Annotated in this window: 18 protein-coding genes; 15 read left to right on the top strand and 3 right to left on the bottom strand. The window is 76.0% G+C overall.

Annotated elements, in window-relative coordinates; all coding sequences use genetic code 11:
• Positions 1-17 precede the first annotated feature (17 nt).
• The 5 genes from ACZ2G1_RS05145 to ACZ2G1_RS05125 all read left to right on the top strand — a co-directional run bounded on the left by ACZ2G1_RS05145 (position 18) and on the right by ACZ2G1_RS05125 (position 5,960).
• On the top strand, positions 18-980 hold the full coding sequence (locus ACZ2G1_RS05145; protein ID WP_336649754.1) for a tetratricopeptide repeat protein: 963 nt from the start codon (positions 18-20) through the stop codon (positions 978-980).
• 167 nt (positions 981-1,147) lie between these two features.
• Positions 1,148-2,005, top strand: coding sequence for an ABC transporter ATP-binding protein (locus ACZ2G1_RS05140; protein ID WP_035928856.1), 858 nt, complete (start codon positions 1,148-1,150; stop codon positions 2,003-2,005).
• A complete protein-coding gene (locus ACZ2G1_RS05135) occupies positions 1,987-3,642 on the top strand; it encodes a hypothetical protein (RefSeq protein WP_470377556.1) in 1,656 nt (551 codons plus the stop codon). Before ACZ2G1_RS05140 ends, ACZ2G1_RS05135 begins: the two co-directional genes overlap by 19 nt.
• A gap of 57 nt (positions 3,643-3,699) precedes the next feature.
• Positions 3,700-4,035 (top strand): DUF3039 domain-containing protein, encoded by a 336-nt coding sequence (locus ACZ2G1_RS05130; RefSeq protein WP_035928859.1) that lies wholly within the window; start codon positions 3,700-3,702, stop codon positions 4,033-4,035.
• 122 nt (positions 4,036-4,157) lie between these two features.
• Positions 4,158-5,960: a DEAD/DEAH box helicase gene (locus ACZ2G1_RS05125; RefSeq protein ID WP_095651715.1), complete on the top strand. Its 1,803-nt coding sequence runs from the start codon at positions 4,158-4,160 to the stop codon at positions 5,958-5,960.
• Positions 5,961-6,015: 55 nt separating this feature from the next.
• On the opposite strand, the gene ACZ2G1_RS05120 is transcribed toward ACZ2G1_RS05125, so the two are convergent.
• Both ACZ2G1_RS05120 and ACZ2G1_RS05115 read right to left on the bottom strand, forming a co-directional pair.
• Positions 6,016-6,627 carry an isochorismatase family protein gene (locus tag ACZ2G1_RS05120; RefSeq protein WP_017833245.1) on the bottom strand — a complete coding sequence of 204 codons (612 nt, stop codon included), beginning with the start codon at positions 6,625-6,627 and terminating at the stop codon, positions 6,016-6,018.
• A 112-nt stretch (positions 6,628-6,739) separates the two neighbouring features.
• Positions 6,740-8,089: a nicotinate phosphoribosyltransferase gene (locus tag ACZ2G1_RS05115; protein WP_373994751.1), complete on the bottom strand. Its 1,350-nt coding sequence runs from the start codon at positions 8,087-8,089 to the stop codon at positions 6,740-6,742.
• Between the two features lie 55 nt (positions 8,090-8,144).
• Here ACZ2G1_RS05115 and clpS point away from each other — a divergent pair, with 55 nt between their 5' ends.
• From clpS to ACZ2G1_RS05075, 8 genes are all read left to right on the top strand, one after another.
• Positions 8,145-8,483, top strand: a complete 339-nt coding sequence (gene clpS / locus ACZ2G1_RS05110; protein WP_017833243.1) for an ATP-dependent Clp protease adapter ClpS — start codon at positions 8,145-8,147, stop codon at positions 8,481-8,483.
• Positions 8,483-9,043, top strand: coding sequence for a DUF2017 domain-containing protein (locus ACZ2G1_RS05105; protein WP_017833242.1), 561 nt, complete (start codon positions 8,483-8,485; stop codon positions 9,041-9,043). The genes clpS and ACZ2G1_RS05105 overlap by 1 nt, the downstream gene beginning before the upstream one ends.
• 115 nt (positions 9,044-9,158) lie before the next feature.
• Positions 9,159-10,103, top strand: a complete 945-nt coding sequence (gene murI, locus ACZ2G1_RS05100) for a glutamate racemase (RefSeq protein WP_035928866.1) — start codon at positions 9,159-9,161, stop codon at positions 10,101-10,103.
• A gap of 59 nt (positions 10,104-10,162) precedes the next feature.
• Positions 10,163-10,990: an MBL fold metallo-hydrolase gene (locus ACZ2G1_RS05095; RefSeq protein WP_017833240.1), complete on the top strand. Its 828-nt coding sequence runs from the start codon at positions 10,163-10,165 to the stop codon at positions 10,988-10,990.
• 56 nt (positions 10,991-11,046) lie between these two features.
• Complete coding sequence (gene rph / locus ACZ2G1_RS05090) at positions 11,047-11,832, top strand: ribonuclease PH (protein WP_035928869.1); 786 nt, start codon at positions 11,047-11,049, stop codon at positions 11,830-11,832.
• Positions 11,825-12,469, top strand: a complete 645-nt coding sequence (gene rdgB / locus ACZ2G1_RS05085; protein ID WP_109222126.1) for an RdgB/HAM1 family non-canonical purine NTP pyrophosphatase — start codon at positions 11,825-11,827, stop codon at positions 12,467-12,469. Before rph ends, rdgB begins: the two co-directional genes overlap by 8 nt.
• 27 nt (positions 12,470-12,496) lie before the next feature.
• Entirely contained in the window at positions 12,497-13,369 is an 873-nt protein-coding gene (locus tag ACZ2G1_RS05080) for a phosphotransferase family protein (protein ID WP_035928873.1), read from the top strand.
• 22 nt (positions 13,370-13,391) lie between these two features.
• A complete protein-coding gene (locus ACZ2G1_RS05075) occupies positions 13,392-14,039 on the top strand; it encodes a 3'-5' exonuclease (RefSeq protein WP_020380579.1) in 648 nt (215 codons plus the stop codon).
• On the opposite strand, the gene ACZ2G1_RS05070 is transcribed toward ACZ2G1_RS05075, so the two are convergent.
• Positions 14,008-15,132, bottom strand: coding sequence for an ADP-ribosylglycohydrolase family protein (locus tag ACZ2G1_RS05070; RefSeq protein ID WP_470377555.1), 1,125 nt, complete (start codon positions 15,130-15,132; stop codon positions 14,008-14,010). The two genes, ACZ2G1_RS05075 and ACZ2G1_RS05070, sit on opposite strands and share 32 nt — an antisense overlap.
• Positions 15,133-15,274: 142 nt before the next feature.
• On the opposite strand from ACZ2G1_RS05070, the gene ACZ2G1_RS05065 reads away from it, so the two are divergent.
• Both ACZ2G1_RS05065 and ACZ2G1_RS05060 read left to right on the top strand, forming a co-directional pair.
• Positions 15,275-16,207, top strand: coding sequence for an aquaporin (locus ACZ2G1_RS05065; RefSeq protein WP_158279206.1), 933 nt, complete (start codon positions 15,275-15,277; stop codon positions 16,205-16,207).
• A gap of 139 nt (positions 16,208-16,346) precedes the next feature.
• On the top strand, positions 16,347-17,654 hold the full coding sequence (locus ACZ2G1_RS05060) for a hypothetical protein (RefSeq protein WP_470377554.1): 1,308 nt from the start codon (positions 16,347-16,349) through the stop codon (positions 17,652-17,654).
• Positions 17,655-17,677 lie beyond the last annotated feature (23 nt).

Genomic DNA, 17,677 nt, shown 5'->3' with positions numbered 1-17,677 from the left:
CCCTCAGGAGACGCCCCGTGAACGAGTTCCAGCACCAGCAGCCCCGCCGCACCGCCGAGACCGCTCCGCCGCCGCAGGAGGCCCCGCTCCCATCGTCGGTGCGGGGCGCGGTGGACCTGGGCGCCGTGCCCGCCGCCGGGCCGGGCGGGCAGCCCGCGGGGGAGGGCCGGCCGGGCGGGTACCGCCGGGAGGTGACGGCGGCGGACTTCCAGGAGGTCGCCGAGCTCTCCACCCGGGTCCCCGTGGTCTTCGCCCTCTGGGCCCGCTTCAGCGAGCAGTCCGTGGCGTTCACCGACACCCTGGAGCAGGTCGTGGACCGCTACCGGGGACGGCTCCTGCTGGCCTCCGTGGACGCCGAGGCGGTCCCCGAGATCGCGCAGATGTTCCAGGCGCAGTCCGTGCCCACCGTGGTGGCGCTGCTCGGCGGGCGGCCCGTCCCGCTGTTCAACTCCACGGTCCCGGCCGAGCAGGTGACCCAGCTGCTGGACGAGCTGCTCGCGCTCGCCGAGCAGAACGGGATCACGGGCACCGTGGAGCCCGTCCGCCCCGACGACGAGCCGGAGCCGCTGCCCCCGCTGCATCAGGAGGCCGTGGACGCCCTCGAGGCCGGGGACGTCGACGCCGCCGAAGCCGCCTACCGGAAGGCGATCGCCGAGAACCCCGGGGACCGGGAGGCGAAGCTCGCCCTCGCCCAGGTGCACCTGCTCCAGCGGGTGCTGCCGCTGGACGCCGCGACGGTCCGCGCCGAGGCCGCCGCCGCCCCGGAGGACGTGGCGGCGCAGCTGGCCGTCGCCGACCTCGACGTCTCGGGCGGCCACGTGGAGGACGCCTTCCGCCGGCTGCTGGAGCTGGTGCGGCGCACCGCCGGGGAGGAGCGGGACGCCGCCCGGCTGCGCCTGCTCGAGCTCTTCGACGTGGTGGGCGCCGAGGACCCGCGCACGGTGACCGCCCGGGGCGCCCTGATGCGCGCCCTGTTCTGAGCCCCCGCCCCTGACGCACCCCCTGACCGCCCCGCCCGCACGGCCACCGTCCGCCGGCGCGCGGGGCGCGTCCTCCGCCGCACGGTGGAGCGCATCCCGCGCGCCGGTGGGGCCGGCTCCGCCGCGCGCCGGAGGCGCGCCCGGTCCCGCCTGCCTACGCTGGGGGCATGAGCCACCAGCACCTCCCGCAGGCCGCCCCGGAACGGACCGGCGCCCCCGCGCCGGACACCCCGGCGCCCCCGTCCGGCGGGCCGCCGGCGCTGAGCGTGCGCGGGCTCGTCCGGGTCTTCGGCCGCCCCGGCACCCCCGAGGCCAAGGTCGCCGTGGACCGCGTGGACCTCGACGTCCCCCGCGGCTCCTTCTTCGGCCTCGTGGGACGCAACGGCGCCGGCAAGACCACGATGCTGTCCATGGCGACCGGACTCCTCCGCCCCACGGCGGGCAGCGCCCGCGTGGCCGGTGTCGACGTCTGGGCCGAGCCCCGGCGGGCCAAGCAGCTCATGGGCGTGCTGCCGGACGGACTGCACCTGTTCGACCGGCTCACCGGACGCCAGCTCGTCACCTACGCCGGCCTGCTGCGCGGCATGGACCGGGACGTCGTGGCCGAGCGCACCGACGACCTGCTGCGGGCCATGGACCTCACGGCCGACGCCGGGACCCAGGTCCAGGACTACTCCGCCGGCATGACCAAGAAGATCGCGCTGGCCGGCGCCCTCATCCACGCCCCGAGCCTGCTCGTCCTCGACGAGCCGTTCGAGTCGGTCGACCCCGTCTCGGCGGCGAACATCCGCGAGATCCTGCACGGCTTCGTGTCCGCCGGCGGGACCGTGGTCGTCTCCAGCCATGTCATGGACCTCGTGCAGCGGATGTGCGACCACGTCGCCGTGATGGACCGCGGCCGGGTGCTGGCCGCCGGGACGGTCGACGCGGTCCGGGCCGGGGCCACGCTCGAGGACCGGTTCGTCGAACTGGTCGGCGGGCGCCGGGAGACGGGGGAGGGCCTGCCGTGGCTGCGCCCGGAGTGAGCCCGGAGCTCGCCCCGGCCCCGGAGGGCCTCGCCCCCGCCCGGGCGGGCACCGCCGCCCTGGCCGGGCGCCTCGTGGGCCTCAAGGCGAGGATCCTCGTCAACACCCTCACCCGCAGCACCTGGGTGCTCGTGGGGACCGTGCTGGGCGCCGCCTACTTCGTGTTCCTGCTGGGCCTGGCCGTCGTCGCGCTGTTCCTGCTGGGCCGTCAGGACCTGTCCCTGGTGCGCACCGTCCTCGTGCTGGCCGGGTCGGCGGCCGTGCTGGCCTGGTGGCTGCTGCCCATCCTCGCGGCGCGGGCCGACGCCACGCTGGACCCGGCCCGCCTCGCCCTCCTGCCCCTGTCCGTGGGCCAGGTGCAGTGGGGCCAGGCCCTCGGCGCGGTCGTCGGCGTGCCGGGTGCGCTCACCGTCGTGGCGCTCCTCGCCACGGTGAGCTCCTGGCGCTCGTCCGCGGCCGCGCTGCTCGCGGCCCTCCTGTGCGTGCCGCTCGCGCTGGCCCTCGTGGTCACCGGATCCCGCTGCGTCACCGCCCTCGCCGTCGGTCTCGGCCGCCGCCGGCGCCTCACGGAGCTGGTCTCGCTGGCCGCGCTCGTGGCCCTGGTGCTGCTCGGCCCGATCCTCACCGGCCTGCTGAGCGGGCTGGAGCGGCTGTGGGACCGGCTGCCGCAGTACGCCGGCGTGCTCGCGTGGACACCGGTCGGAGCCGTCTGGGCGGTCCCGGCCGACGTCGCCGCCGGCCGGTGGGGCACCGCCGCCGCCCGGCTGGCCGTCACGGTCCTGACCGTCGTCGTCCTCGTCCTCGTCTGGCGGGTCGCGCAGGAGCGGGCCCTCACCAGCACGGCCGGCGGGCGGACCGCGGCCCCGCGCGAGGGGGCCGCCGGCGCGGGGCTCCTCGACCTCGCGCCCCGGCGCGCGTGGGCGGCCGTCGCGGCCCGGTGCCTGGTCTACTGGGTCAGGGACCCCCGCTACTCGGCCGGTCTGCTCGTCATCCCGGCCCTCGCCGTGCTCATGTGGTTCTCCCGGGACCCGGAGGGAGGCGGCGTCCTCCTCTACGCCCTGGGCCCGATGATCGCGGCGCTGCTCGCGTACCAGATCTCGGGCGACGTGTCCTACGACAACACCGCCCTGCACCTGCACGTCCTCACCGGTGTGCGGGGCGTCCACGACCGCGCGGGCCGGGTGCTCGCGCTGCTCGTGATCGCCGTGCCGCTCACGGCGGCCGGGCTGCTGCTGCCGTTCGCGGTCGAGGGCCGGTGGCAGCTGCTGCCCGGGGTCGCGGGCACCGCGCTGCTGGCGCTGCTGGGCGGGGCGGGCCTGTCCTCGGTGATGTCCGCCCGGTACACCTACCCCGTGGCCCCGCCGGGCGCGTCCCCGCTGAAGACGCCGCAGGGCTTCACCGTCCTGAACGTCCTCGTCCAGTTCGTGGCGCTGGGGCTGATCCTCGTCCTCGTGCTGCCGGCCGCCGTCCCCCTCCTCGTGCAGGTCTTCACCGGCGACCCCGTGTGGGGCTGGGCGGGGCTGGCCGCCGGGGCGGTGCTCGGCCCGCTGCTGTGCTGGGGCGGGATCGTCCTCGGCGGGCGCTGGTACGACCGGCGGGCCCCCGAGCTGCTCCAGGAGGTCGCCCAGTTCCGCTGAGCGGGACGGGCGCTCCCGGCGCACGGGGGCCGGCGGGGACGGGGTAAACTGGCGCCCATGCATGTCTCAGCGGCGACCACCGGCACCCCGACGAACGGCCCGGACGACACCCCGTACGGTGCCGATCCGGCGCAGCCGGCCGGGGGCACCTCGACGATCGAGCGCGAGGAGACCAGGGAGCTCCAGGAGCCGGGCGACCACGAGCGCTTCGCGCACTACGTGCGCAAGGAGAAGATCATGGAGTCCGCCCTCTCCGGCGAGCCCGTGATCGCCCTGTGCGGCAAGGTCTGGGTCCCCGGCCGCGACCCGCAGCGGTTCCCGGTGTGCCCGACCTGCAAGGAGATCTACGACGGACTCCGCCCCCCGAACGACCAGGGCGACGACCAGGGCTGAGCACCCCCGGCCGAGCAAGCGCCCGCCGCCGGCGGGCGCTTTTGCGTGGCCCGCCGCCGCGCCCCCCGTCATCCACCGCGGCCACGAGGCCGCGGCACCACGAGCGAAAGGACGTCGCCAGAGTGTCCCAGGACGACCAGCTCTCCCTGTTCGGCGCAGCCGCCGCCGACCTCCCCCCGGCCTATCCGGACCGCGCCGCGTGGGGCACGGCCCCCAAGCTGCGCGCCTGGCAGGCGGAGGCGCTGCAGCGCTACTTCGAGGCACAGCCCCGGGACTACATGGCCGTCGCGACCCCCGGGGCCGGCAAGACGACCTTCGCGCTGCGCGTGGCCAAGGAGCTCTTCGACCGCGGGACCGTCAACCGGATCACGGTGGTGACGCCCACGGACCACCTCAAGCGGCAGTGGGCGGACGCCGCCGCCCGCGTGGGCCTGGCGATCGACCCGAACTTCAAGAACGCGGACGGCTCCCACGGCCGGGACTACCTGGGCGCCGCCGTGACCTACTCGCAGGTGGCCATGAAGCCGCTCCTGCACCGGGCCCGCACCGAGGCGGGCCGGACCCTGGTGATCATGGACGAGATCCACCACGCCGGGGACTCCCTCACGTGGGGCGACGGGCTCCAGGAGGCCTTCGACCCCGCCGCCCGCCGGCTCGCCCTGACCGGCACCCCCTTCCGCTCGGACACCGCGCCGATCCCGTTCGTGCGCTACCTGGAGGACGGGGACGGCATCCGCCGCTCGAGCGCCGACTACACCTACGGCTACGGCGACGCGCTCAAGGACCACGTGGTCCGGCCCGTGATCTTCCTCGCCTACTCGGGACAGATGCGCTGGCGCACCAGCGCGGGGGAGGAGATGGCCGCGGAGCTCGGCGAGGGCTTCACGAAGGACATCACCGCCCACGCGTGGCGCACGGCGCTCGACCCGAACGGGCAGTGGATCCCGTCGGTGCTCCAGGCCGCGGACCAGCGGCTCACGGAGGTGCGGCGCACCGTGCCGGACGCCGGGGCGATGGTCATCGCGACCGACCACCAGGACGCGAAGGCCTACGCCGCGCAGCTGCGCCGGATCACGGGGGAGAACCCCACCGTGGTCCTCTCCGACGACAAGGGCGCCTCGGACCGGATCGACGAGTTCTCCGCGGGGGACAGCCGCTGGATGGTGGCCGTGCGGATGGTCTCCGAGGGCGTCGACGTCCCCCGGCTCGCCGTGGGCGTCTACGCGACGTCCACGTCCACGCCGCTGTTCTTCGCCCAGGCGGTCGGCCGCTTCGTGCGCGCCCGCAAGCGCGGGGAGACGGCCTCCGTGTTCCTGCCGTCCGTGCCGGCGCTGATGCAGCTCGCCAACGAGATGGAGGCCGAGCGGGACCACGCCCTCGACAAGCCCGCCGCGGAGGAGACCGGCCTGCCGGCCGACCCGCTCGAGGAGGGCTGGGACGACGACCTGCTCGAGGAGGCCAACCGGGAGGAGAAGGCGTCCGCGGCCCTCGCCCAGGGCCGGTTCGAGGCCATCGGCTCGGACGCGTCCTTCCACGGGGTCCTCTTCGACGGCGGCGCCTTCGGCGGCGGCGTGGCGGTGGGCTCGGAGGAGGAGGCGGACTTCCTCGGCATCCCGGGCCTGCTCGAGGCCGACCAGGTCTCGGCGCTGCTGCGGGAGCGGCAGTCCCAGCACGCCCGGCGGCGCCCCGGCGCCGCCCGCACCCCGGAGCAGCCGGCGGTGCCCGACCACCGGCGGCTCAAGGAGCTGCGCGCCACCCTGTCCAAGAACGTCTCGGCCTGGGCGTCCCGCACCGGCACCCCGCACGGCATGGTCCACAACGAGCTGCGCCGGGTGTGCGGCGGACCCGCGGTGGCGCAGGCGAACGAGGCGCAGCTCCAGGCGCGGGTGAAGAAGCTGCAGGACTGGTTCATCGGGCGCAAGTGAGTCGCACCCGGGACGCGAACCGCCCGGGACGGGGCGGTCCGCTGCCGGGCACGGGTCAGGACCGGACGACCTCGACCCCCGCCTCGGCCATCTCCCGCAGGGCGCGCTCTGTGGACTCCGCGGCGACGCCCGCGGTGAGCTCCACCAGCACCCGGGTGTCGTAGCCGGCCTCGACGGCGTCCAGGGCGGTCGCCCGCACGCAGTGGTCGGTCGCCAGGCCCACGATGTCCACGGCTTCGATCTCGTGCTCCCGCAGCCAGTCGTCGAGGCTCACGTCCGGCTCGTCGTCGACGTCCTCGTCGTCGCCCATCGGCACGTCCGCGTCCGGGGCGAGCAGCCCCTCGAAGCCGGAGTAGGCGGCGTCGTGCTCGCCCTTGCGGAACCACGCCTGGATCCAGTCCGTGTCCAGGTCCGGGTGGGAGTGGGCCCCGCGGGACTCGGCGACGCAGTGCACGGGCCAGGAGTCCACGTAGTCCGGCTCGTCGGAGAAGTGCGCCCCGGGGTCGACGTGCCAGTCCTGGGTGGCCGCGACGGCCGCGTAGTCCCCGTGGTGGTCCTCCAGGTGCTCCGACACGGCGGCGGCCACCGCCGCGCCTCCGGCGACGGGCAGCGAGCCGCCCTCGCAGAAGTCGTTCTGCACGTCGACGACGATCAGTGCGGTCCTCATGGTGTTCCTCCCTCTGTTCGGTGCTTCACGCTCGTGCTTCTCGCCCGGTGGTGCTCCTCCGGCGGGTGCCGCTGGGCGGATCCCGCCCGGCGCGCGCCGCCCGGACGGCCGCTCAGGCCGGGGCCTCGGGCCCCAGGACGGTCGGGATCACGGGGTCGCCCTCGCTGAGCCGCCGGGCCGAGCGGGGCAGCTCCGCCACGGACGCCGCGTGCCGCTCCCGGGCCCGGCGGACCCCCTCCGGGCCCGTCCAGCCGTCCAGCAGCTCGCCGCGGCGGACGAAGTCCTCCAGCAGCGGCCGGTCGTCGCCGTCGTCGTCGGGCAGCCGGCCGATGCCGACCATCTCGTGGGTCGCCGTGCCCCGCTCGTCCCGGCGCCGCAGGGCGTGCTTGCGCCCGCCCACGGACACCTTGCCCTTCGCGGCCTTCGCCACGGGCCGCAGCTCGCCCGAGGAGTCCTCGCGGGCCACCAGCTTGTAGACCATCGACGACGTCGGCGCGCCGGAACCGGTGACCACGCGGGTGCCCACGCCGAACGCGTCGACGGGCGCGGCGTTCAGGGCCGCGATCGCGTACTCGTCCAGGTCCGAGGTGACGGTGATGCGGGTGTCCGGGTTGCCGAGCTCGTCGAGGAGCCCGCGCACCCAGGCGGCCTGGGTCACGAGGTCGCCCGAGTCCAGGCGCACGCCGCCCAGCCCGGGACCCGCGAGCTCCACGGCCTTGCGCACCGCGGTCTCGACGTCGTAGGTGTCGACGAGCAGGGTGGTGTCCCGGCCCATGGACTGGAGCTGGGCGCGGAAGGCGTCCTCCTCCGTGTCGTGCAGGAGCGTGAAGGAGTGGGCGGCCGTCCCGACCGTCCGGATCCCGTAGCGGTGCCCGGCCTCGAGGTTCGACGTCGAGTCGAAGCCGCCGATGACCGCCGCCCGCGCGGCCGCGACGGCGGCCTCCTCGTGGGCGCGCCGGGAGCCCATCTCGATGCACGGGCGCCCCGCCGCGGCACCCACCATGCGGGAGGCGGCCGAGGCCACGGCGCTGTCGTAGTTGAGCACCGACAGGAAGTACGTCTCGAGCACGCACGCCTCGGCGAAGGTGGCCTCGACCACGAGCAGCGGCGACGAGGGGAAGTACGCCTCGCCCTCGGCGTAGCCGGAGATCGAGCCGGTGAAGCGGAAGTCGGCGAGGTAGTCCAGGGTGGCTCGGTTGACCACGCCGGTGTCCGACAGGAAGCGCAGCTGCTCGTCGCCGAAGCGGAAGCTCCCGAGCCCCTCGAGGAGGCGCCCCGTGCCCGCCACCACGCCGTAGCGCCGCCCAGCGGGGAGCCGCCGGGCGAAGACCTCGAACACGCTGCGCCGCTGCGCGGTGCCGGCGTGCAGGGCGGCCTGCAGCATGGTCAGCTCGTAGTGGTCGGTCATCAGGGACGTGGGCGGCGGGGCCCACCGGTGGCTGCGCTGGTTCACGGGCACCACTCTAGCGACGCCGCCGGTGCGCCCCGTCTCCGGCACTCGCTACGATGGACGGACCATGCACTGCGCTACTCCCGCCGCCGCCCGCCCCGCGGCCACCGCCACCCCGGAGACCGGCACCCGGCCCACCGGCGCGACGTCCGTGGCCACTGAGACCGAGACCCCGTGGAACGTGGTCGTGTGGGACGACCCCGTCAACCTCATGAGCTACGTCACCTACGTGTTCCGCTCCTACTTCGGCTACCCGGAGGAGAAGGCCCGCTCCCTGATGCTGGAGGTCCACCACCACGGGCGCTCCGTGGTGGCCAGCGGCTCCCTCGAGGAGGCCGAGACCCACACCGCGGCGATGCACGGCTTCGGACTGTGGGCCACCTTCGAGCAGGCGGGGGGCCACTGATGGCGCAGGGCTTCCGGTCCACCCGCCGGGGCATCACCGCCCGCTTCGAGGAGCCCGAGAAGGAGCTGCTCCAGAAGCTGTTCGCGGACGTCGCCCAGGCGCTCGCCCCCGAGCAGCCGGCCTCGGAGGACTCGCTCGAGCGGATGCTCGGCGTGTCCGGGGACGCCACCGTCCCCGACGACTCCGCGCTGCGGCGGCTGCTGCCCGACGGGAGCCTGGACCCCGAGCGCGCCGCCGAGTTCCGCCGGTACACGGAGCGGGGGCTGCGGGAGACCAAGCGCGGCGTGCTGCAGCAGGCGGCCCTCGCGCTGGAGGCCCAGCCCGTGCGGCTGGACCCCGCCCAGGCGCAGGCCTTCGGGCAGGCCCTCAACGACGTGCGGCTGGTGCTGGCGGACCGGCTCGGGATCCGCAGCGAGGCCGACGCCGAGCGCGTGGGTCGCTACGACGACTGGTCCGCGATCGAGGACGTCGAGACGTACATGTCGCTCCTGTACAACTTCGTCTCGTGGTTGCAGGAGACCCTCATGGAGGCCCTCCTCCACGACCTGCCCCGGGACTGACCGGGCACGACACCGCGGGCGGCCCCCGCCCCGGCCGGGGGTGACGCGGCTCACGGCGGCACGGCCGCGGCGCGGTTTGGGACGGCGGCACGCCCGGGACTACGCTCTTGACGATATGCAGGATGACGACGTCTTCGGGGCCGGCGGCCGGGCCGCCCGGCGCCCCAACCCCGGTTCACCCATCGGCGTGTTCGACTCCGGGGTGGGCGGTCTCACCGTGGCCCGCGCCATCATCGACCAGCTGCCCCACGAGGAGATCGTGTACGTGGGGGACACCGCCCACGGGCCCTACGGGCCGCTGCCGATCGCCGAGGTCCGGGCGCACGCCCTGCGGATCATGGACGAGCTCGTCGACTCCGGCGTCAAGCTGCTCGTGATCGCCTGCAACACGGCGTCCGCGGCGGTGCTGCGCGACGCCCGGGAGCGCTACACCCGGGTCTACGGGATCCCGGTGGTCGAGGTCATCCAGCCGGCGGTGCGCCGGGCGGTCGCCTCGACCCGCAACGGCCGGATCGGCGTCATCGGCACGGAGGCGACGGTCGGTTCCCGCGCCTACGACGACACGTTCGCCGCCGCCCCCCACCTGCGGATCGACTCGGTGGCCTGCCCCGCGTTCGTCGACTACGTGGAGGCGGGCGTCACCACGGGGCCCGGCCTGCTGGCCACGGCCCAGGCCTACCTGGACCCGCTGCGCGAGGCCGACGTGGACACGCTGGTGCTGGGCTGCACCCACTACCCCCTGCTCACCGGCGTGATCTCCTACGTCATGGGCGACGCCGTCACGCTGGTCTCCAGCGCGGAGGAGACCGCCAAGGACGTCTACCGGGCGCTCGTCAGCCACGGGCTCGAGCGCGAGCCGGGGGTGCCGGGCGGGCCCGCCCGGCACGAGTTCCTCGCCACCGGGGACGCCGCGTCCTTCGAGGTCCTCGCCCGGCGGTTCCTGGGGCCGGAGGTCGCCCGCGTCCGGCACACCAGCTCCGTGGCGGAGCAGTACCCCACGGGCTCGCTCGCGCGGATCACCCCGGAGATGATCGGGGGAGCGGGCCCGTCCGCGCCCTGAGCAGCTCCGCGGCCGGTGCGGCCGCCGTCCCACCGGCACCTCCTGGAAGGCTCTCGCCCATGAAACTCACCATCATCGGATGCACCGGCTCCTTCGCGGGGCCGAACTCCCCGGCCTCCTGCTACCTCGTCAGCGGTGAGGACGCCGAGGGACGGACCTGGCGCATCCTGCTGGACATGGGCAACGGCGCCCTCGGGGTGCTGCAGCGCCACATCGACCTGCACGACATCGACGCCGTGCTCGTCAGCCACCTGCACCCCGACCACTGCATCGACCTGGCCGGGCTGCACGTGGCGATCAAGTGGGACCCGCGCGGCTGGGGCCGACCCCCGATCCCGCTGTGGGCGCCCACCGGCCTCCACGAGTACCTCAGCAGCACCCACGGGCTCCCCACGGAGCCCGGGATGCACGGGGAGTTCGACTTCCACACCTGGGTCCCGGAGGAGCCCGTGCGGGTGGGGCCGTTCGCGATCACGCCCTTCCGGGTGGAGCACCCCACCCCCGAGCCCTACGCCCTGCGCATCGACTACGACGGCGTCATGGGCCCCAGCACCCTGGCCTACTCGGGGGACACCGACGCGTGCGAGGGGCTCGTGCGCGCCGCGCGGGACGCCGACGTCTTCCTGTGCGAGGCCGCCTACCACGAGGGCCGCGACGACGCGCTGCGCGGCATCCACCTGACCGGCCGGCGCGCGGCGGAGGCCGCCCGGGACGCCGGGGCCCGCCAGCTGCTGCTGACGCACCTGCCGGTGTGGAACTCCCCGACGCGGGCCGTGGAGGAGGCGCAGGAGGTCTTCGCGGGACCCATCGGGGTGGCCGAGCCCGCCTACACCTACCGGATCGTCCGGCGGGGGAGCGGTCGTCCCGCGGCCGCCGTCGGGCCGTGAGCCCCGCCGCCGGCGGCCGGGCCGGGCGGTCGGTGCCGCGGGGTAAGGTGGACCACATGGATTCCCCCGTCGACCAGACCGCACCGGCCCTCTCGACCTCGGGGGTGACCCGGTCGGACGGCCGTTCGCCCGGTGAGCTGCGACCCATCACGATCACCCGCGGCTGGTCCCAGCAGGCGGAGGGCTCCGCCCTCATCGAGTTCGGCAGCACCCGGGTGCTGTGCACCGCGTCCGTGACCGAGGGCGTCCCGCGCTGGCTCAAGGGGGAGGGCCGCGGCTGGGTGACCGCCGAGTACGCGATGCTCCCGCGGGCCACGTCCACCCGGTCCGCCCGCGAGTCCGTGAAGGGCAAGATCGGCGGGCGCACCCACGAGATCTCCCGGCTCATCGGCCGCTCCCTGCGCTCGGTCATCGACCTCTCCGCCCTCGGCGAGAACACCGTGGTCCTGGACTGCGACGTCCTCCAGGCCGACGGCGGCACCCGCACCGCGGCCATCACCGGCGCCTACGTGGCCCTCGCCGAGGCGATCGGATGGGCCCGGGCCGAGGGGCTCGTCGCCCGCCGCGCGCAGCCGCTCACCGACACGGTGGCCGCCGTGTCCGTGGGCATCATCGACGGCGTGCCGATGCTGGACCTCCCGTACGTCGAGGACGTGCGGGCCGAGACCGACATGAACGTGGTGGTCACCGGGTCCGGCGACTTCGTGGAGGTGCAGGGCACCGCCGAGGGCGCCCCCTTCGACCGCGCCGAGCTGGACGCCCTGCTCGACCTCGCGCTGGCCGGCTGCGCCCAGCTCACCCAGATCCAGGTCGAGACCCTGCGCGAGGCCGGCGATGGGTGACCACCACGGCGCCCGGGTGGTGCTCGCCACGCACAACCGGGGCAAGCTCGCCGAGCTGCGGGACCTGCTCGCGCCCGCGCTGCCCGGAGCCGACGTCGAGCGGCTGGTCGTGGACGCCGCCGCGGCCGGGGCCCCCGACGTCGTCGAGGACGGCACCACCTTCGAGGCCAACGCCCTGCTCAAGGCCCGCGCCGCCGCCGCCGCGACCGGGCTGATCGCCGTGGCCGACGACTCCGGCCTGGCCGTCGACGTGCTGGGCGGAGCCCCCGGGATCTTCTCCGCGCGCTGGTCCGGCCGGCACGGCGACGACGCCGCGAACCTGCGGCTGCTGCTCGCCCAGCTCTCCGACGTCCCCGACGTCCACCGCGGCGCGCAGTTCGTGTGCGCCGCCGCGCTCGTCACCCCGGACGGACGCGAGCACGTGGAGACCGGGACGCTGCGCGGCGCCCTGCTGCGGGAGCCCGTGGGGGACGGCGGCTTCGGCTACGACCCCCTGCTGCGCCCCGACGGGTCCGACCGGACCTGCGCCGAGCTCACGCGCGCGGAGAAGAACGCCATCAGCCACCGCGGGCGCGCGATGCGGGCCCTGCTCCCGCACCTGCTGACCGCCCTCGACCCCGCCGCCGTCCCCGACTGACCCACGTCCGAACCGAGGAAGTTGACCATGCCCTGGTCGCAGCTCCACCACCTGCCGTTCGCCGGCGCCGTCGAGGCCGTGCTGCGCGAAGCCGGCATGAGCGCCGACCCCGGCCAGTGGGAGGTCCACGCCGGCGGGTCCGCCCACGTGGTGGTGAACGTGGGCCACGTGATCTCCGTGCGGATCGCCAAGAACGCCACGGTCTGCGAGCACGTCCAGCGCCGCACGGAGGTGCTGCGGAGGCTGCCCCGCTTCTCGTTCGCGACCCCGCGGCCGCTCACCGGCGTGGTGGTCTCCCACGGCTACACCGGGGTGGGCCTGACGTGGCTGCCCGGGCACCCGCACCCGCCCGGGCACGGCGACCCGGCCGTGCTGCACCGGGTGCTGACCGAGCTGGCCGAGGTCGACACCTCCGGCTTCGCGCGGTACCTCGACCGTCCCGGCCAGCACTGGGGCGGCCACCGGCGGCGGCACGTGCTGCTCGACGAGGTCATCCCGCGGCTGCTGCCCCGCAACCAGGAGGCCGCGCGGCGGGCCGTCGCCGAGCTCGCGGCGCTGCCGACCGTGGTGCCGACCCTGGTGCACGGGGACCTCATGGGGCACAACATGCTGTGGGACGGTGACGGGGACGAGCTCACGGGCATCATCGACTGGGACCACGCCTGTCTGTCCGACCCCGCGCACGACGCCGCGTCCCTCGGGCTGTGGTACGGCTGGGACACCCTGCGCGCCGCCGTCTCGGAGACCGTCTACGAGCGGGCCCGGCTGCACGCGCGCACGTTCCCGCTGCAGGCGGTCGCCTACGCGCTGCACCACGACCTCGACACCGCCCAGGTCAACCAGTCCATCGCCCGGGCCGACGACTGGATCGAGACCAACCTGCGCGGTGTCTCCGCCTGAGCGGGCGCAGTAGGCTGTTCCGGTGCCTCGTCCCGCTTCCCCCGACACGACCACCGACCGGCCCGCCGCGGATCCGTCGTCCCTCTCCTTCACCGCCATCGACTTCGAGACCGCGAACCGCTTCATCGGCTCGCCGTGCGCCGTGGGCCTCGTGCGGGTCCGCGGCGGACGGGTGGTGGCGGAGCGCTCCGCCTACATGCGCCCGCCGCGCACCCGCGCGGACTTCGACCCCGGGAACACGCGCATCCACGGGATCACCGAGCACACGGTGGCGGGCCACCCCGGCTTCGCCGAGCTGTGGCCGCGGATCGAGGACTGGATCCTGGCCGAGGACCCCGACGAGCTCGTGGTGGCGCACAACGCGGCCTTCGACATGGGCGTGATCCGCGCCGCGTGCGCGGAGACGGACACGCGGCACGCCCCGCTGGCGTACGCGTGCAGCCTGGCGCTGGCCCGGCGCGGCTACGACCTGCCGTCCTACGCGCTGCCCCGGGCGGCCGAGGCCGCCGGGGTGCCGCTGCGCCGCCACCACGACGCCCTCGAGGACGCCCGGGCCTGCGCGGGGATCGTGGTGGACCTGGTCCACCGGGCCGGTGCGGGCACCGTCCGGGAGCTGCTCGCCGGCGCGGGACTGAACGTCAAGCGGCTGGCGGCGCCCCCACTTCCCTGAGCCAGCGCTCGGCCGTCTCCGACACCACGTCCCCGGCGTCCAGCCGGGCGCGCCACTCCGGCGGCAGCGCGGCCGTCCCGAGGGCCGCGCCCGTCACGGCGCCGGCGATCGCCCCCGCCGCGACCGGGTGGCCGGTGCCGGCGGTGGCCAGCTCCACCGCGCGGCGGAACACGGCCTGCGGGTCCCCGGCGCCCGGGGCCTCGGCCTCCGCGCGCAGGGCCGCGCCGAGGCCGCCCGCCAGGGTCTCCGGGGCGGCCCCGCCCGCGCCGAGCAGCCGGTCGAGCGCCGCGGGGTCGGGGTCCTCCCGCATGGCGGCGCGCACGGCGTCCTCGAGCCGGGCGAGGGTCTCGGCCACCGGGCGCGTGAGGTTCCCGGCGGTCTCGCGGGCGGCGGCCACGGCGGCCGCGACCGGCCGCGGCAGGCCCTCCCGGCGGGCGCGCACGGCGGCGTGGACCACGAAGCCCTGGACGGCCGCCGCGGTCTGCGCCTCGGGGTGCCCGTGGGTCAGGGCGGCGCCGTTGATGGCCAGGGGCGCGAGCGTGCGCCAGCCGACGTGGGGGAGCAGACCGAACGGCGAGGAGCGCAGCACCGGTCCGGCGCCCTTGGCCTCCGGCTGCAGGGGGCGTTCGACCTCGCCCATCCGGCCGGAGCGGAGGGCCGCCAGCACCGTTCCGTCCGGCTCCCGCACGGCGTGCAGGACCTCGTGCTCGTCGATCGGGCGGGGCAGGGGCCGCGGCGCCTCGGCCGGGTGGCGCTCGCCCTGGGTCCCCAGCCAGCGCAGGTAGGCCAGCCACAGGCACGCGGTCTCGTCGGCGCCGTGGCCCTGGTTCGCCCACTCGACGACCTCCTGCAGGGCGTCCAGGGTGTAGAGGGTCAGCTGGGTGGCGTCGGAGATCCGCAGCACCGCGCTGCCTTCGGCGTCGGCGGGGGCGTCCGCGCCGGCCGCCGCGGAGCGGGAGCGCGGACCGGAGCTCGCGCGGCCGCCCAGCGCGTCCCCGAGGGCTCCGCCCAGCAGGGCGGCGCGCACGGAGTCGGCGTACTCGGGCCAGGCGGGGTCGAGGCCGGCGTCGGGCGAGAGCAGGGGTGCGGGCATGCGGTCAGTGTAGTCGGCGGCCGACACGGCCCGGGGCGGGTTCAACCGCCCTTCAGGTCACTGTGGTTGCATGGCACGGGCGCCCGGCGCCCCGCCGGCACGGCACCCCCACCGTGCCGCCCCGATCCCTGAGGAGAAATCCATGAGTCACCACGTTCCCGGCACCACCGCGCGCCCCGGCGCCGACGGCGCCGACAGCGCCGTCCACGACGGCGCCGCCCCCGGCACGGCGGGCCTCGCGGCGCCCGTGCCCGTCGCCGCGCGCAAGGACACCGTGCCCGCCGGCGCCCCGGAGGCCGCGTCCGCGCCGGCCCAGTGGGCCGCCGAGTTCGCCGGGACGGCGCTGCTGGTCTTCGCCGGGCTGGGCACGGGCATGTTCGCCACCGAGGTCATCGACTCCGCGCTCGGCTTCGGTCTCGGCCTGGTCGCCGCGATCGTCGCCTTCGGGCACGTCTCCGGGGGGCACTTCAACCCCGCGGTGACGCTCGCCGCGGTCGTGGCCGGGCGCACGCCCGCACGGGCCGCGATCGGCTACGTGGTGGCCCAGGTGCTCGGCGCCCTGGCCGCGGCCGGCGTGCTGTGGGCGGTGCTCATCAGCCTGCTCGACTCCTCGACCACCGCGCAGGTCCTCGGCGCGGTCTCCAACGGCTTCGGGGAGAACTCCACCTCCCAGGCCGGGTGGACCACCGTGCTGCTCGTCGAGTTCGTGGCGACCGCCCTGTTCGCCCTCGTGGTCCTGGGCTCCACCGCGCCGCGGGCCAACGCGGTGCTCGCCCCCGTGGCCATCGGTGCGGCCCTCGCGTTCCTGCTCACGATCACCGCGCCGTTCGACGGCGGGTCGCTGAACCCCGCCCGCTCGACCGGCGCCGCCGTGGTCGCCGGCGCCGGCCACCTGGGCCAGCTGTGGCTGTTCTGGGTGGCCCCGCTGCTCGGCGGCCTCGTGGCCGGTCTGGTCCACCGCTCGGCGACGCTCTCCCGGCCGCGCCGCGGCGCCGGGGCGCCCGCCGCGGAGGAGGACGCCCCGGCCGCGGAGGCGACGCCCGCCGCGTCCGCCGCGCCGGTCCGGGAGCGGTGAGCCCGCGGCCCTGCCGGGTCCGGCAGGGCCGCCGGATCCTCCGCCCGTCGCGGGGGGCCGTCGCTTTCCGTCATCCTCCGGGCGGCGGGGCTAGGCTGGTCCGTGCCCGGCCGCCGTCGGGAGGATGCGGAGGTACCTCGTGAGCAGTGCGCGCGCCGCCGAGCCCCTCGGGGGTTTCAGCACGGCCGCCCGCTCGCCCCTGGCCGACTCCCGGGAGCTCGCCGCCGTCAGCGGCGCGCTGTACCCCGTGCTGACCCTGCTCGTGCGGCTGCCCCAGACCATGGTGCCTCTCGGCGTGCTGACCACGGTGGCGCTGATCTCCGGGTCCCCGGCCCTGGGCGCCTTCTGCGCCGCCGCCGTGACGTTCGGCTCGGCGGTGTGCGGGCTGGCCATGGGCGCGGCCGCCTCGTGGCGCCGGCGCCAGCTCGGCCTGGTGCTGCTCACCCTCGTGAACCCGCTGGTGGTGTGGTGGCTCGTGCGCCGGCTCCCGGACCTCGCCGCCGACCCCGGGGCGGCCCCCGCCCAGCTGGTGCTCCCGTGCCTGCTCGCCGGGCTCGTGCTGCCGCAGATGGGCGTGGCGTGCCGGCTGCGCTGGTGGTCCCTGCTGCGCCGGGACTCCCGGGAGGACCTCTTCGACACCGCGCTGCGCCACGAGAGCGTCATGGACTCGCTGGCCACCGTCCTGGCGGCCGCGGTGACCGGGCTCGTGGCCGTGACCCTCGGGCCGGTGGCCGTGCTGGTGCTCGCGGCCACCCTGACCCTCGTGGGCACCACCGTGTTCCTGCTGCACTGCTCGGCCCGCCTGCCGCGGGGGCTCGTCCACTTCCTGCCGCCCGTCGCGGCCGCACCGAACCGGGCGGCCCGCAACCGCCGCCGCCGGGCGCGGCAGCTCCGGCTGCTCCCCGTGCTGGGGATGGGGGCGCTGGGGGCCCTCGTGGGGTCGACCCTGGGAGCGGTCCTCGTCTTCGCGACCGCCGTGGACGCGGTGGTCTCGGTCAGCTGGCTGTACGCGGTCTCGGGGTTCACCTCGGCGCTGGCCGCGGTGGCCGCGTCCGCCCGCACCGAGGAGCTGCGGCTGTGGAACCGCTGGGTGGCGGCGGCCGCCGGGGCCGTGCTCGCCGCGATGCTCCTGACCATCCCGGACGACTCCGCGGGGATGGTGGTCGTGCTGGCGCTGGCCGGGCTGACCACCGGACCGTGCCTGGTGGCGGTCTACGAGATCGCCCGGCTCGTGGCCCCGAGCTCCCGGGTCACGGCCCTGACCACCGTCATGACCGCGGTGATGAGCGTGGGGCTGACCGGGGGGCTCGCCCTGTCCGGGTGGTGGGGGGAGTCCTGGGGCTACCGGAGCGCCGCACTGGTGCCGGTGCTCTCCGCGGCGGTCCTGCTGGCCACAGCCCTGACCTTCGTGCACCGCTGGCGGCGCATCGGTCCCGGGGACCTCTGAGCCCACCGGGGCCGGGACCGGGG

Source organism: Kocuria sp. KKT182 (assembly GCF_055635395.1).
This window is presented reverse-complemented; position numbering and strand designations above follow the sequence as displayed.

What these genes read in the sequence shown, in the direction of transcription:
- ACZ2G1_RS05140 (WP_035928856.1), top strand. Translation starts at nt 1,148, where the DNA reads ATGAGCCACCAGCACCTCCCGCAGGCCGCCCCGGAACGGACCGGCGCC.
- ACZ2G1_RS05130 (WP_035928859.1), top strand. Translation starts at nt 3,700, where the DNA reads ATGCATGTCTCAGCGGCGACCACCGGCACCCCGACGAACGGCCCGGAC.
- ACZ2G1_RS05120 (WP_017833245.1), bottom strand. Translation starts at nt 6,627, where the DNA reads ATGAGGACCGCACTGATCGTCGTCGACGTGCAGAACGACTTCTGCGAG.
- clpS (WP_017833243.1), top strand. Translation starts at nt 8,145, where the DNA reads ATGCACTGCGCTACTCCCGCCGCCGCCCGCCCCGCGGCCACCGCCACC.
- ACZ2G1_RS05105 (WP_017833242.1), top strand. Translation starts at nt 8,483, where the DNA reads ATGGCGCAGGGCTTCCGGTCCACCCGCCGGGGCATCACCGCCCGCTTC.
- murI (WP_035928866.1), top strand. Translation starts at nt 9,159, where the DNA reads ATGCAGGATGACGACGTCTTCGGGGCCGGCGGCCGGGCCGCCCGGCGC.
- ACZ2G1_RS05095 (WP_017833240.1), top strand. Translation starts at nt 10,163, where the DNA reads ATGAAACTCACCATCATCGGATGCACCGGCTCCTTCGCGGGGCCGAAC.
- rph (WP_035928869.1), top strand. Translation starts at nt 11,047, where the DNA reads ATGGATTCCCCCGTCGACCAGACCGCACCGGCCCTCTCGACCTCGGGG.
- rdgB (WP_109222126.1), top strand. Translation starts at nt 11,825, where the DNA reads ATGGGTGACCACCACGGCGCCCGGGTGGTGCTCGCCACGCACAACCGG.
- ACZ2G1_RS05080 (WP_035928873.1), top strand. Translation starts at nt 12,497, where the DNA reads ATGCCCTGGTCGCAGCTCCACCACCTGCCGTTCGCCGGCGCCGTCGAG.
- ACZ2G1_RS05070 (WP_470377555.1), bottom strand. Translation starts at nt 15,132, where the DNA reads ATGCCCGCACCCCTGCTCTCGCCCGACGCCGGCCTCGACCCCGCCTGG.
- ACZ2G1_RS05065 (WP_158279206.1), top strand. Translation starts at nt 15,275, where the DNA reads ATGAGTCACCACGTTCCCGGCACCACCGCGCGCCCCGGCGCCGACGGC.